Source organism: Kribbella sp. NPDC002412 (assembly GCF_053592935.1).
Genome location: NZ_JBSFBL010000039.1, coordinates 40,886 through 53,446, shown reverse-complemented (window position 1 = coordinate 53,446; position 12,561 = coordinate 40,886). Strand labels below are relative to the sequence as shown.

General features: G+C 69.7%; 14 protein-coding genes. 10 read left to right on the top strand and 4 right to left on the bottom strand.

What is annotated here, in order from left to right; translation table 11 throughout:
* Positions 1–58 precede the first annotated feature (58 nt).
* From ACWCOV_RS27885 to ACWCOV_RS27875, 3 genes are read left to right on the top strand one after another with little or no spacing between them, the layout of a single operon-like run.
* Positions 59–970: an SPFH domain-containing protein gene (locus ACWCOV_RS27885; RefSeq protein WP_449832272.1), complete on the top strand. Its 912-nt coding sequence runs from the start codon at positions 59–61 to the stop codon at positions 968–970.
* 9 nt (positions 971–979) lie between these two features.
* Positions 980–1,189 (top strand): hypothetical protein, encoded by a 210-nt coding sequence (locus tag ACWCOV_RS27880; RefSeq protein WP_449832271.1) that lies wholly within the window; start codon positions 980–982, stop codon positions 1,187–1,189.
* Positions 1,182–1,925, top strand: a complete 744-nt coding sequence (locus tag ACWCOV_RS27875) for a GOLPH3/VPS74 family protein (RefSeq protein WP_449832270.1) — start codon at positions 1,182–1,184, stop codon at positions 1,923–1,925. Before ACWCOV_RS27880 ends, ACWCOV_RS27875 begins: the two co-directional genes overlap by 8 nt.
* A 4-nt stretch (positions 1,926–1,929) precedes the next feature.
* On the opposite strand, the gene ACWCOV_RS27870 is transcribed toward ACWCOV_RS27875, so the two are convergent.
* Complete coding sequence (locus ACWCOV_RS27870; RefSeq protein ID WP_449832269.1) at positions 1,930–2,112, bottom strand: hypothetical protein; 183 nt, start codon at positions 2,110–2,112, stop codon at positions 1,930–1,932.
* Between the two features lie 97 nt (positions 2,113–2,209).
* On the opposite strand from ACWCOV_RS27870, the gene ACWCOV_RS27865 reads away from it, so the two are divergent.
* The 3 genes from ACWCOV_RS27865 to ACWCOV_RS27855 are packed head-to-tail and all read left to right on the top strand — an operon-like array spanning position 2,210 to position 4,295.
* The gene (locus tag ACWCOV_RS27865; protein WP_449832268.1) at positions 2,210–2,569 is read left to right on the top strand and encodes a GntR family transcriptional regulator; all 360 of its coding nucleotides are present in this window, start codon (positions 2,210–2,212) and stop codon (positions 2,567–2,569) included.
* Entirely contained in the window at positions 2,569–3,525 is a 957-nt protein-coding gene (locus ACWCOV_RS27860; RefSeq protein ID WP_449832267.1) for an ATP-binding cassette domain-containing protein, read from the top strand. Before ACWCOV_RS27865 ends, ACWCOV_RS27860 begins: the two co-directional genes overlap by 1 nt.
* The gene (locus ACWCOV_RS27855) at positions 3,522–4,295 is read left to right on the top strand and encodes a hypothetical protein (protein WP_449832266.1); all 774 of its coding nucleotides are present in this window, start codon (positions 3,522–3,524) and stop codon (positions 4,293–4,295) included. The genes ACWCOV_RS27860 and ACWCOV_RS27855 overlap by 4 nt, the downstream gene beginning before the upstream one ends.
* A 459-nt stretch (positions 4,296–4,754) precedes the next feature.
* On the opposite strand, the gene ACWCOV_RS27850 is transcribed toward ACWCOV_RS27855, so the two are convergent.
* The 3 genes from ACWCOV_RS27850 to ACWCOV_RS27840 form a co-directional block, all read right to left on the bottom strand.
* A complete protein-coding gene (locus tag ACWCOV_RS27850; protein ID WP_449832265.1) occupies positions 4,755–7,397 on the bottom strand; it encodes a glycogen debranching protein in 2,643 nt (880 codons plus the stop codon).
* Positions 7,398–7,434: 37 nt separating this feature from the next.
* Complete coding sequence (locus ACWCOV_RS27845; protein ID WP_449832264.1) at positions 7,435–8,439, bottom strand: LacI family DNA-binding transcriptional regulator; 1,005 nt, start codon at positions 8,437–8,439, stop codon at positions 7,435–7,437.
* A 141-nt stretch (positions 8,440–8,580) separates the two neighbouring features.
* Entirely contained in the window at positions 8,581–9,321 is a 741-nt protein-coding gene (locus tag ACWCOV_RS27840; RefSeq protein ID WP_449832263.1) for an SDR family NAD(P)-dependent oxidoreductase, read from the bottom strand.
* Between the two features lie 133 nt (positions 9,322–9,454).
* Between ACWCOV_RS27840 and ACWCOV_RS27835 the strand changes: the two genes are divergently transcribed.
* The 4 genes from ACWCOV_RS27835 to ACWCOV_RS27820 are packed head-to-tail and all read left to right on the top strand — an operon-like array spanning position 9,455 to position 12,560.
* On the top strand, positions 9,455–10,927 hold the full coding sequence (locus ACWCOV_RS27835; protein WP_449832262.1) for an AlkA N-terminal domain-containing protein: 1,473 nt from the start codon (positions 9,455–9,457) through the stop codon (positions 10,925–10,927).
* A 2-nt stretch (positions 10,928–10,929) separates the two neighbouring features.
* A complete protein-coding gene (locus ACWCOV_RS27830; protein ID WP_449832261.1) occupies positions 10,930–11,484 on the top strand; it encodes a GNAT family N-acetyltransferase in 555 nt (184 codons plus the stop codon).
* On the top strand, positions 11,481–11,969 hold the full coding sequence (locus ACWCOV_RS27825; protein ID WP_449832260.1) for a methylated-DNA--[protein]-cysteine S-methyltransferase: 489 nt from the start codon (positions 11,481–11,483) through the stop codon (positions 11,967–11,969). Before ACWCOV_RS27830 ends, ACWCOV_RS27825 begins: the two co-directional genes overlap by 4 nt.
* Before the next feature lie 27 nt (positions 11,970–11,996).
* Positions 11,997–12,560, top strand: a complete 564-nt coding sequence (locus ACWCOV_RS27820) for a YdeI/OmpD-associated family protein (protein WP_449832259.1) — start codon at positions 11,997–11,999, stop codon at positions 12,558–12,560.
* Position 12,561 lies beyond the last annotated feature (1 nt).

The following is a 12,561-nucleotide window of genomic DNA, read 5'->3' as shown; positions in this document are numbered from 1 at the left end:
GCTGCGTTGAAAAAGTGATATCACAATGCTAACTTGAGGCTATCGAGAGGAGCTTGTGATGGCGGACCTGGATGTTGCGGTGGAAATGCCGGCCCCGAAGGTGACCGAGCGGACGGCGCGGGAGATCAACGGGTGGCCGATGGCGGCGCTCGCGTTCGCGCTGGTGGTCGTCGGCGTGGTGCTGTTCGTCCTCGGGATCGGGGGCGGGCAGGGCGCCGTGGTGGTGATCTCGATCCTGGTGTTCCTGGCCGGGCTGATCGTGGCCGGCGGGCTGACGCCCGTGGCGCCGGGCCGCGCGCGGGTGCTGCAGATCCTCGGTCGGTACGCCGGGACGATCCGCACCGACGGGCTCCGCTGGGTGAACCCGATCTCCACCCGCAAGGAGGTGTCCACCCGGATCCGCAACCACGAGACCGCCGTTGCCAAGGTCAACGATGCCGACGGCAACCCGATCGAGATCGCCGCGGTGGTGGTCTGGCAGGTCGAGGACACCGCGCAGGCGATGTTCGAGGTGGACGACTTCGTCGAGTTCGTCGCGATCCAGACCGAGACCGCGGTCCGGCACATCGCGAACAGCTACCCGTACGACGTGCACACCGAGGACGGCGCGCTGTCGCTGCGGGACAGCACCGACGAGATCACCGAGACGCTGTCGGCCGAGATCTCCGCCCGGGTGCAGGCCGCCGGGGTCCGGGTGATCGAGTCCCGGATCACCCACCTGGCCTACGCGCCCGAGATCGCCCAGGCGATGCTGCGCCGTCAGCAGGCCGGCGCCGTCGTGGCCGCTCGGCAGCGGATCGTAGAAGGCGCGGTCGGCATGGTCGAGCTCGCGCTGGCCCGGCTGTCCGAGCACGAGGTCGTGGAGCTGGACGAGGAGCGCAAGGCGACCATGGTCAGCAACCTGATGGTGGTGCTCTGTGGCGACCGGGACGCTCAACCGGTCGTGAACACCGGCACGCTCTACCAGTGAGCGTTCGACGTGGCCGTCGAACGCAAGAAGGTCCTGCTCCGGCTGGATCCCGTGGTGCACGACGCGCTGGCCCGCTGGGCGTCCGACGACCTGCGCAGCACCAACGCCCAGATCGAGTACCTGCTCCGCCGGGCGCTCGCCGACGCCGGCCGGCTCCCGTCCGGAGTCGGTAAGCTGCGCCGGCCGGGCCGCCCGTCCAAGGAAGAAGATGATGAGTAAAGTCGCCTCAGGCAACCATCTGACCCTGGTGCGCGGCACCCGCGGGACGCTGCCGCGCCGGCCGCCGGCCCGGCGCCGTCAGGTCGCCGCGCTGGGCCGGGTGAAGGCTCCGGACGCCTTGGCCGCAAGGCTTTTCCTGCTCGCGTACGACCCGTCGACCGGTCGCCTGGCCGGGCGCTGGACGAGGCTGGGCCGGATCCTCCGGGCGGCTGCGCTCGCCGACCTGCAACTGCGCGGGAACCTTGCCGACGACAACGGCCGGGCCCGGCTGACCAAGGTGGCCGATCCGGTCGACCCGGTGCTGGCCGGGGTGCTGAACGACATCCGCAGGATCGGTCCGCGCAAGTGGCGGACCTGGATCGACCGGCGGCACGGCCGGATCGTCCGTGACGTCCGCGACGAGCTCGAACGCGCCCGCCTGATCAAGGTCGAGCACTACCGCGTCCTCGGTCTGTTCCCCGCCGACCGCATCACCCTTCGGCATCCGCTCGTCCGCCGTCAGCTACTTCGCAATGCGACGGACGCCCTCCGCCCGGCCCGTCTCGTCACCCGGGTCGACCTCCGCGACGCAGCAGTCGTCACCCTCGCCGCTACCGGCGACCTGCGCACCGTCCTGACCAAGGACCAGCGCAAGCGGCACAAGGATCGTCTGGCGCAACTCGCCGTACGGGTCGGCCCGGTGGTGCCGGCTCTGAAGAAGGCCTTGCAGCAGTCGAACAGTCAGGCCGGCGGATGAGCGCTCAGTCGCGCGCCGGAGCCTCGGCCGACCGGCTCGCGAGCACGCTGAGGCTGTGCGCGATGGAAGTCAGCGCCAGCGCCGCAACCGAGTCGTAGGTGCCGGGCTTGAGCTTGGCGGCGGTGCTCGCGGCCTGCTCGGCGTACGCACGGGCCGCCTGCAGGTCCTGCTCCAGGTTCGAAGTCATGACGTGACCTTAGTTGACCGGTGAACCCGGCGTGGTGCTATGGTTCGTTACTCAAGTAATGAACCTAAGAACCTGCCTTGGGTGAGAGGAGGCCGGGATGTTCGACGATCGGAGTCCGATCTACCTGCAGATCGCCGAGCAGATCAAGAACGACATCGTCACCGGCGCGCTCGCCGAGGACGAGCAGGTGATGTCGACGAACCAGTACGCCGCGTTCTACCGGATCAACCCGGCCACCGCGGCGAAGGGGTTCGCCCAGCTGGTCGACGAGGGAGTGCTCTACAAGAAGCGCGGGATCGGGATGTTCGTCAGCCCGAACGCGCGGGAGCTGCTCCGCACCGGCCGGCGCGACTCGTTCTTCGCCGACGTGGTCGACCCGATGATCCAGGAGGCCAAGGCGATCGGCGTACCACTGAAGGACGTCGTCCAGCACATCCGAACCTACGGGGACGCGTGATGACCAACCGCACCTGGGAAACCACCGAGCTCGTGAGTACGACGCGGACCGAGCCGCCGCTCGCGGCGCGGACCGAGAACCTGTCGGTCCGGTTCGCCGGTGAGCCCGCGCTGGACCGGCTCGACCTGCGGCTGGCGCCGGGCAAGATCCACGGCCTGCTCGGCCGCAACGGCTCCGGCAAGAGCACCCTGGCCGCGACACTGGCCGGCTTCCGGCAGCCGGACGAGGGCCGCGTCCTGATCGAGGGCGGCCACCTCGGTACGGCGGCCGAGCCCTACGAGGACGCGGTCGTCACCAGCCGGATCTGCCTGATCCGCGAGTCGGGCGACCTGGTCGCGTCGGCCGCGGTCAAGCACGTGCTCGGTCTCGCCGCCAGCCTGCGCCCGTACTGGGACAGCGAGCTCGCCGGCGACCTGCTGGACCGCTTCGAGGTGCCGACCGGCAAGAAGGTGCACAAGCTGTCCCGCGGCAAGAAGTCCGCGCTCGGGGTCGTGCTCGGGCTGGCCAGCCGCGCGCCGCTGACCATCTTCGACGAGACCTACCTCGGCATGGACGTGCCGTCCCGCAACCTGTTCTACGACGCCCTGCTCGCCGACTACACCGAAGTGCCGCGCACGATCGTGCTCTCGACCCACCTGGTCAGCGAGGTCAGCACGATGCTCGAGGAGGTCGTGATCCTGGACAACGGCCGGCTGGTCACCCAGTCGCCGGTGGACGCGCTGCGCGGTCGCGGCGCCTCGATCGTCGGGCCGGCCACTGCGGTGGACAGGTTCACCGCCGGGTTCACCGTGCTCGCCGAGGAGCGGCTCGGCGGCACCAAGTCCACCACCGTGCTCGGCGACCTCGATCCCGACCTGGTCGCCCACGCCGGGGCGGCGGGGCTCGAGATCGGGCCGGTGGGACTGCAGGACCTGTTTGTGCACCTCACGTCGAACGGCAAGGGGGTCCGCCGGTGACCACGCTCGACAAGGCCGCACCGGCGTACGCGCTTCCGCGTGGTGTCACCGCGACGCACCGGCTGCGGCAGGTGCTGCTGGCGATGGTGGTCGGCACCCGGCCGGCAGTGCTCGGGTACTGGGTCGTGATGCTGGTGTCGTTCACGGCGATCGGCGTCGGGTTCCTGATCGCCACCGGCAGGCTCGACCAGAGCATGTGGGACTTCGGCACCCAGTCGCCGAAGTACTTCTCGATGGCGATGGGCATCACCCTCACGCCGGCGTACTTCACGCTGCTGGTCGCGCAGGGCGTCACCCGGCGGATGATGTCGGTTGCCGCAGGCATCTATCTCACCGGCGCCGCGCTGGCGACCGCGGCGTTGTGGGTGCTGGTGTACCAGGTCGAGCACGTCGTCTACAGCTCGCAGGGCTGGTCGCAGGCGCTGCAGAACCCGCACCTGTTCACCGACACCTCGCAGCGCGGGCTGATCTTCACCGAGTTCTTCCTGCTGATCCTGTCGCACGAGGCGGCCGGCTGGCTGCTCGGCATCACGTTCTACCGGTTCGGCTTCTGGCGCGGCGTGCTGATGCTGCCGCTCGCCGTGATACCGGCCGCGGCCGCCGAGTTCCTGTTGATCGCTCAATGGCTCGCCGATGTGCTGAACCGGCTCGGCTACCAGCGTCCACCACTCGCTGTCGCGGCACCCGCGATCCTGGTGGTCAGCGCGCTCGGGTGCTACGCCGGCTACCTGTTGCTGCGGCCGATGGGACTGAAACCGTCGAAGAGTTGACCCCGGTTATGCACAGGGGGTGTGTATAAGTCGGGTGATACCTGTGGATGGTTGTGGTATCGCTGTGGACGACACGCACTCGATGGCGAATTGACGAAATCTCTAGGAAGGAAAGGGTTGTGCGGCCCCGGAGACGGCGGTAGAAATATCGACACGCCGCTTCTGATCTGAGCGGCGGGTCGAACGGAAACCGAGGACCCTGGCGGTGGGGATCCCCACCGAGGTAGACCGGTGACGGGGTCTGCCGGCCCCACGGATTCGTTCGGGAGGCTGGAGACGTCACCTTCCTTCAGCTATTGCGGGGCCCCTCCGACTCATACTCGGAGGGGCCCCGCTTCCGTGTGCGCAACCGGCACCGACCAGTGCCGTCAACCCATGACGAAACCGGCCGGCGCACAGGACGGATGTGCGTCGGCCGGCGGTCCGGGGCCCCACCGGGTCGGGGGCCCCGAAGTTCAATCAGTTGAGTGTGATCTTCAGTGACGGAGACGAACCGCGGCCCGCCACGTGCACCTCCACTCCACGCGTCGTGGTGACGAGCTGGTACGACGCCGAGCGGCCGTCGAGCGTGACACTCTTGACCGTCGCGCCGGCCGGCAGGACGGCGCCGATCGTGAACTTCGCGCCGACACCCTTGACCTTCACGTCGGTCCGCAATTCCTTGCCTGCAAGGCGTGCGGACACGTCGACGGATCCGCGACCGAGCCGGATGTTGCTACCGGCCACCTTCTGCTGGCCTTCCGGCAGCTGCGGGACCACCGCGACCCTGCCGTGCCCGAGATCCGGCGCGACACCGAGCTGCTGGTGCACGACCGGCCACAGGATGCCGTACGCGCCCCACGCCTGGAGCGACATCGAGCGGTCGTAGAACGGCCGGCCGATGTTCGCCGGTGAGTCGGGCGACGGTGCGATCTCCGGCATCGCGCCCGGCGTCTCCCAGACCGACGGGTCGAGCTGGATCCGCGCGTTGCCGGTCGTGTAGAACTGCTGCTGGTCCTTGCCCAGCCGACCGAAGTTGCCCTCGGCAACAGCCATGATCGCGGTGTTCAGGCCGAACATCGCGCGCTCGCTCTTCACCTGCGAGACGACCGGGTCACACGACGGTCCGGGGTTGCCGGCCGGGTCGGAGGTCGGTCCGGTGCCGGTGTGGTACAGGCCGAACTCCCCTGTGAAACAAGGCCTCTCGCGCTGCTCGAGCGCGATCTGCCCGTGCTCGGCGGACGCCAGCGGGGACGCCGGCCGGCCGGGCCGGGTCAGCACCGCCTCCATCGGCGTGACGCCGATCCAGTGCCGCTGGAAGATCGGCGTGTTGTCGTTGGCCGGGTTCGCGGGGTCGTCGATCGAGTCGGCGTACCCCATCGCCTGCGGGACCCACCACTGCGCCTCGAAGCGGGACTCGAGGTCGTTCGCGCGGGCGGTCGCCCACTGCTGGACCTGGGTGTCGCGCTTGGACGCGGCCAAGTCGGCGAGGTCGCGCAGACCGCGGGCGAGGTAGACGGTGCTGTCGAGCTTCTCGACACCCATGCCGGCCCGCTCGACGTTCGCCAGGCCCTCCGGCCAGCCGTCGCCGTCCTTGTCCAGCTCGCGGTAGACGTACTGCAGGTTGCGGACGCTGAAGTCGTACATCGAGTCCCGGAACCGGTCGTCGCCGGTCCACCGCCACAGCAGTGCGACCGCGCTCGGGAACTTCACCGTCTCGTCGGTGTTGCCCGCGCTCTGGTTGGAGCCGAAGTACACGTCGCCGGTCGGGACCACCTCGTGCGCGACCTTGCCGCTGCGGTTGTTCAGGATGTCGCTGATGTCCCGCAGCGCGCGCAGGTGCTCCTTCACGGTGTCGAACTGACCGGCCGCGACCGCGGCGAAGGCCATGTACTCACCGTCGGTCGCGAAGATCCACGGGTAGTCCGGGAAGCCCGCGCCGAACCAGCGAGCCGCCTCGACGGTTCCCACCGGCGCCGGGTAGTCCTTGCCCTCGTTGACGTCGCGGATGCGCAGGTTGCGTGCCTCCTGCACCGAGTCGGCGAGGTTCTGCTTGCTCCACTCGACACTCTGCTGCAGTAGCCGGTCACCAGGCAGGTCCACCGCGGACAGACTGTCGATCTCCTTGCGGTCTCGGATCTTTGCCTTCAGCAACGCGTCCGGGCTGCTCAGAGCGCGGCGGTACTCGCGCTGCGCGGCGGACGTGCCGTCATCCGACCCGGCCACCGCGAACCAGATGGTCTTCGACTGACCCGCTGCCAACTTGACGTCGTACGTGAGCCGGCCGCCAGTACCCTTGCCGATCAGCGAGTCGTCGCAGCGGGCGGGCGTCGTACCGTCGGCCGGGCAGATCACTGCCGGGTCCTGCGGGCCGCGGTTGTTCGGGCTGAGGGCGTGGCTCGTCGGACGCAGGGACGATCCGACGAATGCGGCGTAGTCGTGCTCGGTCGCGTTCGGGAACGACGGTGTGCCCTGCTCGCGGAACCGCAGTGAGCCGTCCGCGTAGGCGCCCGTGTCCTGCAGGTTGGCGGCGGCCGCGCTCGGCGTCGTCCAGCCCCACGGGTACGAGGCCATCAGTTCGGAGTGCGCGTCCACGTCGAGCTTGACCGTCTTCGCCGTACCGGACTGCAATGTCAGGCCGACCAGCGTCGCCCGGATGCCGTCCGGGACGAAGTCGGTACGGCGGACGCGGACGTCACCGGAGTAGTCGATGCGGCTGTAGCCGTGGCCGCTGGTGTACTTCTGCGCGGCCACGTCCTTGCCGAGCCAGGCGCCGTCGAGGCCGAACCACAGGCCGTCGAGGAGCTTGATCGGCTGGGTCCAGAAGCCGCCCATCTCACCGCGGATGTGCCACCCGGCGGCGGGGTAGAGACCGGTCTCGTCGCCCATCGCGTAGGCGCGGTCGCCGACGACGAGCGAGCGGCGGTCGGCCAGTCTCGTCGTCTCGGACAGCTCTGATGGTTGGACAGTCGGGCCGGCGGACCCCTGGGACGGGGTCGAGCCGGCGGTGGCGGAGGCCGTGCCGGCCAGGATGGCGGCTGCGGCGAGCAGCGTGACACCGGCCGTACGGCGGGCCCGGCGCGGCGGGGCGGTGCTGCGTCTGACGGTTCGGCGTGGAGACATGGCGGGTCCTCCTTCTCGCGGCGCGCGTGCACCGCAATCAGCCAGGGGCTGAACTGCCCCTGATCACCAGTTCGGGTTGCAGCAGGCGTTCGGTCGGCAGGCCGTTCGACGTGCCGGTCAGGATGTCGATGAGCTCGGAGGCGATCTGGTCCATCGGTTGCCGGAGGCTGGTCAGGCCGGGGGAGACGACCGAGGCGAGCGGGGAGTCGTCGAAGCCGGTGACGCCGATGTCGACGCCCGGGGTGAGACCGCGGTCGCTCAGCTCGCGGTGCGCGCCGAGGGCGAGAATGTCGCTCAGGGCAACGATTCCGTCCGGCGGCCGGCCGCTGTCCAGCAGCTCGGCGGTGGCCCGGGCGCCTTCGGCGATGCTGTCCTCGCGGCAACGCACGGCCAGGTTGCCGGTCGGCAGGCCGAGCTTCTTGCAGCGGTTGCGCCAGCCGGTCAGGCGGTCCTCGGCCAGGCCGGACGACTTCGGCCAGCTGAGGAAGGCGATCCGCCGGCGGCCGGCGTCGTACAGGTGCTGCACGGCCATCGCGGACCCCGCTGCGCCGTCCACGTCGACCCAGGGTCCGGGCTGGGTGGTCTCCTTCCACACGCGCCCGAAGGACACGAACGGGATCTGCTTGTCCTTCAGCCAGCCGTGCCGCGGGTCGTGCGTCTCCGTCTGCGAGAGCACGAACCCGTCGACCAGGCGGCGGGCGTGCAGGTCGTCGTACACAGGCATGCCCTGGACCGCGGCCGGGGCGGTGAACAGCAGGATGTGCCGGCCGCTCGTCTCCGCCGCGGCGCAGAGCGCGTGCAGGAACTGGTCCATCACCAGGTGGGTCTGGTTCGGCCAGCTGGGGACGCAGTAGCCGATCAGCTCGACCGCGCTGGTGCGCAGACTGCGGGCATTACGATTGGGCCGGTAGTTGAGCAGCTCGATCGAGCGGTTCACCCGTTCGAGCGTGTCAGGCCGGAGGCGATGCGGTGCGTTCAAGGCGTTCGACACCGTCTGCACCGACACCTCGGCATGCGCGGCGACCTGCTTCAACGTAGCCACCGCAACCTCCCACAGGTGTTTTGAACGTTAAAAACACCCGCAGTCTCCCTCCCACCCCGCCCCCTGTCAACGCCTCGACGCCACTGCTTCGGGTGCGACCTTCTCAGGGCGTCGAGGCAGTGGCGTCATCGGTGCTGCGGGTCAGGCGGTGTGGCCGCCGTCGAGGGTTAGTTCGGTGCCGGTGAGGAAGGCGGCTTGGGGGCCGGCCAGGTAGGTGATGGCGGCGGCTACTTCGGTGGGGGTGCCGAAGCGGCTGAGGGCCAGGTCGGCGATCTGCGGTGCGGCGAAGGGGCCGTCGGCCGGGTTCATGTCGGTGTCGATCGGGCCGGGCTGGACGACGTTCGACGTGATGCCGCGGGCGCCGAGCTCGCGGGCCAGGCCCTTGCTCAGGCCGACCAGTGCGGCCTTGCTCATCGCGTAGAGCGTCATGCCCGGGCTGGTGACCCGAGCCGCCGCGCAGCTGCCGAGGTGGATCAGCCGGCCGCCGTCGGACAGCCTCGGCGCGGCAGCCTGTGCGGCCGCGTAGACACCGCGGATGTTCACCGCGAGCACCCGGTCGATGTCGTCCAGGGTGAAGTCGTTCATCGGCCCGATCGCGCCGACGCCGGCGTTGTTGACCAGGATGTCGAGCCCGCCAAGCCGTTCCGCGGCCAGCGCAACGCCGTCCGCCACCGCGCTTGCGTCGGCCGCATCGACCGGCAACGCGTAAGCGCGCCGTCCGAGCGCCTCGATCTCCTTCACCACCTTCGCCGCCGCGTCCGGGGAGCTGTTGTAGGTGAGCGCGACGTCGGCGCCGCGCTCGGCCAGGGCGATCGCGGTCGCCGCGCCGATTCCGCGGCTGCCACCGGTCACGAGTGCTTTCTTGCCAGTCAGTTCGTTCATGTGTCCAGTTCACCCGCAGCAGCAGGCAGACTCTGGCGAGAAAACGACCCGGGATCCTGACGTCGTTTTCTCGCCATACCTCCATGTCGCAAAACCGCCAGCGACTGTCGGTGGCAGCAGGGATGCTGGAGATGTGTATGAGTGCAGAGAGCGGTGCATCCGCGCGGTCCAGTCGAAGGACGCGCGGTTCGACGGGTGGTTCTTCACCGCGGTGCTGACGACGAAGATCTACTGCCGGCCGAGCTGCCCGGTGGCGCCGCCGAAGGTGGAGAACATGCGGTTCTACCCGAGCGCCGCCGCCGCCCAGCAGGCCGGATTCCGCGCCTGCAAGCGGTGCCGCCCGGACGCCAGCCCGGGGTCACCGGAGTGGAACGACCGCGCCGACCTCGTCGCCCGCGCGATGCGCCTGATCGCCGACGGCGTCGTCGACCGGGACGGCGTACCAGGACTTGCCGGCCGGCTTGGCTACAGCGTCCGCCAGGTGCAGCGCCAACTGCAGGCCGAGCTCGGCGCCGGCCCGCTCGCGCTCGCGAGGGCTCAGCGTGCACAGACCGCGCGCCTGCTGATCGAGACCAGCGAGCTGCAGATGGCGGATGTCGCTTTCGCGGCCGGGTTCTCCAGCGTGCGGACCTTCAACGAGACGGTGCAGGAAGTGTTCGCCCTCCCACCGACCGAGCTGCGCCGCAGGGCCAAGAAAGGTACGGCGACCTCCGCGCCGGGCACGATCTCGCTGCGGCTCCCGTTCCGCGCCCCGCTGACACCGGACAACCTGTTCGGCCACTTGATCGCGACCGGCGTGCCGGGAGTGGAGGAGTGGCGCGACGGTCACTACCGGCGCACGCTGCGGCTCCCGCACGGCCACGGTGTGGTCGCGCTGAAGCCGATGCCCGACCACATCGCCTGCCAACTGTCCCTCACCGATCAGCGCGATCTGGCGATCGCGATCAGCCGGTGTCGCCGGATGCTCGACCTCGACGCCGACCCGGTCGCGGTGGACGACCTGCTCAGCAGCGATCCGGTGCTCGCGCCGCTGATCGTGAAGGCGCCCGGCCGCCGGGTTCCGCACACGGTCGACGGTGAGGAGTTCGCCGTACGGGCGGTGCTCGGGCAGCAGGTGTCGACCGCGGCCGCCCGGACGCACGCGCATCGGCTCGTCCTGCAGCACGGCGAGCCGATCGATGACGCGGCCGGTGGGCTCACGCATCTGTTCCCGACCATGGAGGCGCTCGCCGGGCTCGATCCGGAGACGCTCGCGTTTCCGAGATCCCGTCGTACGACGCTGATGACCTTGATCCAGACGCTGGCCGCCGGTGAGATCGACCTGGGGGCGGGCGCCGACTGGGACAAGGCGCGCGAGCAGTTGACCGCGCTGCCGGGGATCGGGCCGTGGACGGTCGAGTCGATCGCGATGCGGGCGCTGGGCGACCCGGACGCCTTCGTGGCCAGTGATTTGGGTATCCGGTACGCGGCCCGTGATCTAGGCTTGCCCGAGGCCCCCAAACCACTGACCGCCCACGCGTTCGCGTGGCGGCCCTGGCGTGCCTACGCGGTGCAGTACCTGTGGGCCACCGGCGACCATGCGATCAACAAGATCCCCGCGGAGTGAGAATGACCGAACTGTCCACCAACCGTCTCCTGCTGCGCCAGTGGCGCGAGTCCGACCGCGAGCCGTTCGCCACGCTGAACGCGGACCCGGCGGTGATGGAGCACTTCCCGTCGATCCAGACCCGGGACGTGAGCGACGCCCTGATCGATCGGAACATCCCCCTGATCGACGAGCGCGGCTGGGGTCTGTGGGCCCTCGAAGTGCGCGAGACCGGCAGGTTCATCGGCTTCACCGGGTTGTCGGTGCCGAGCTTCGACGCGCACTTCATGCCCGCGGTCGAGATCGGCTGGCGACTCGCGAAAGAGGCCTGGGGCAACGGTTATGCGACCGAGGCGGCCCGGGCCGCGCTGGCGCACGGGTTCGGTCCGGCCGGGCTGGAGGAGATCGTGTCGTTCACCGCGACCACCAATCTGCCGTCCCAGCGGGTGATGCAGCGGATCGGCATGACGCATGACGCGGCCGGAGACTTCGACCACCCTCGCCTGCCGGACGGTCACCGGCTGCAGCGCCACGTCTTCTACCGGATCGCCCGTGCGCAGTGGGAGGCGATGCGGTGACCTACGCCATGATGGACAGCCCGCTCGGCCCACTCATGCTGGGCGAGCGGGAGAACTGTCTGGCCGGTGTCTACATGGATCGGCACCGGCACCGCCCGCCGATCGAGACCTTCGGCGCCCGCGACGACTCGGTCCTGCCCGAGGCAGCCGAGCAACTGGCCGAGTACTTCGACCACGGCCGGACGACGTTCGACGTACCACTGAACCTGGTCGGCACCCCCTTCCAGCAGCGCGTGTGGACCGCACTCCTGGACATCCCGTACGGCGAGACGACGACGTACGGCGAGCTCGCCCGAACCCTCGGCCTGGTCCCGGGCGCATCCCGCGCGGTCGGACTCGCCAACGGCAAGAACCCGATCAGCATCATCGTCCCGTGCCACCGGGTGGTCGGTTCGACCGGCAGCCTGACCGGGTACGGCGGCGGCCTCGAGCGCAAGCAGGCCCTGCTCGACCTCGAACGCGGTCAGAAAGTGCTCATTGGTTGAGCACTTATCCGGCGCATGCTGTCAGGTATGAGCACGCTGACTGATGTGGACGCGCTGGAACTGACCGCCGACGAGTGGCGGGGCTGGCTGGCCGCGAACGGGCGGACCGAGCGCTCGGTCTGGCTGGTCGTGCACCGGGACGCGGCCGGCCCGAACCTCGCGGAGGCGGTGGAGGACGCGTTGTGTTTCGGCTGGATCGACAGCAAGACCGTGAAGCGCGACGACAAGACGACGTACCAGTGCTTCACGCCGCGGAACCCGCGCAGCACCTGGAGCAAGGTCAACCGCGAGCGCGTCGAGCGCCTGACTGCAGCCGGGCGGATGGAGCCGGCGGGGCAGGAGCTCATCGACCTGGCCAAGCGCACCGGCACCTGGGACCTGCTCGCCGACGCGCAGAACCTGATCGTCCCGGCCGACCTCGCCGCGGCGCTCGCCGAGAAGCCCCAGGCCGACAAGCACTTCCGCGCCTTCCCGCCGTCGGCGCGGCGGGCGATCCTCGAGTGGATCACGCTCGCGAAGCGGCCGGAGACCCGTGCGCGCCGGATCGAGGAGACAGTCGCGAAGGCTGCTCTGAACCAGCGCGCACGGTGAC

Bases quoted from the DNA above. Each gene is read 5' to 3' on its own strand.
- ACWCOV_RS27885 (WP_449832272.1), top strand. From the start codon at position 59: ATGGCGGACCTGGATGTTGCGGTGGAAATGCCGGCCCCGAAGGTGACC.
- ACWCOV_RS27875 (WP_449832270.1), top strand. From the start codon at position 1,182: ATGAGTAAAGTCGCCTCAGGCAACCATCTGACCCTGGTGCGCGGCACC.
- ACWCOV_RS27870 (WP_449832269.1), bottom strand. From the start codon at position 2,112: ATGACTTCGAACCTGGAGCAGGACCTGCAGGCGGCCCGTGCGTACGCC.
- ACWCOV_RS27865 (WP_449832268.1), top strand. From the start codon at position 2,210: ATGTTCGACGATCGGAGTCCGATCTACCTGCAGATCGCCGAGCAGATC.
- ACWCOV_RS27860 (WP_449832267.1), top strand. From the start codon at position 2,569: ATGACCAACCGCACCTGGGAAACCACCGAGCTCGTGAGTACGACGCGG.
- ACWCOV_RS27850 (WP_449832265.1), bottom strand. From the start codon at position 7,397: ATGTCTCCACGCCGAACCGTCAGACGCAGCACCGCCCCGCCGCGCCGG.
- ACWCOV_RS27840 (WP_449832263.1), bottom strand. From the start codon at position 9,321: ATGAACGAACTGACTGGCAAGAAAGCACTCGTGACCGGTGGCAGCCGC.
- ACWCOV_RS27830 (WP_449832261.1), top strand. From the start codon at position 10,930: ATGACCGAACTGTCCACCAACCGTCTCCTGCTGCGCCAGTGGCGCGAG.
- ACWCOV_RS27820 (WP_449832259.1), top strand. From the start codon at position 11,997: ATGAGCACGCTGACTGATGTGGACGCGCTGGAACTGACCGCCGACGAG.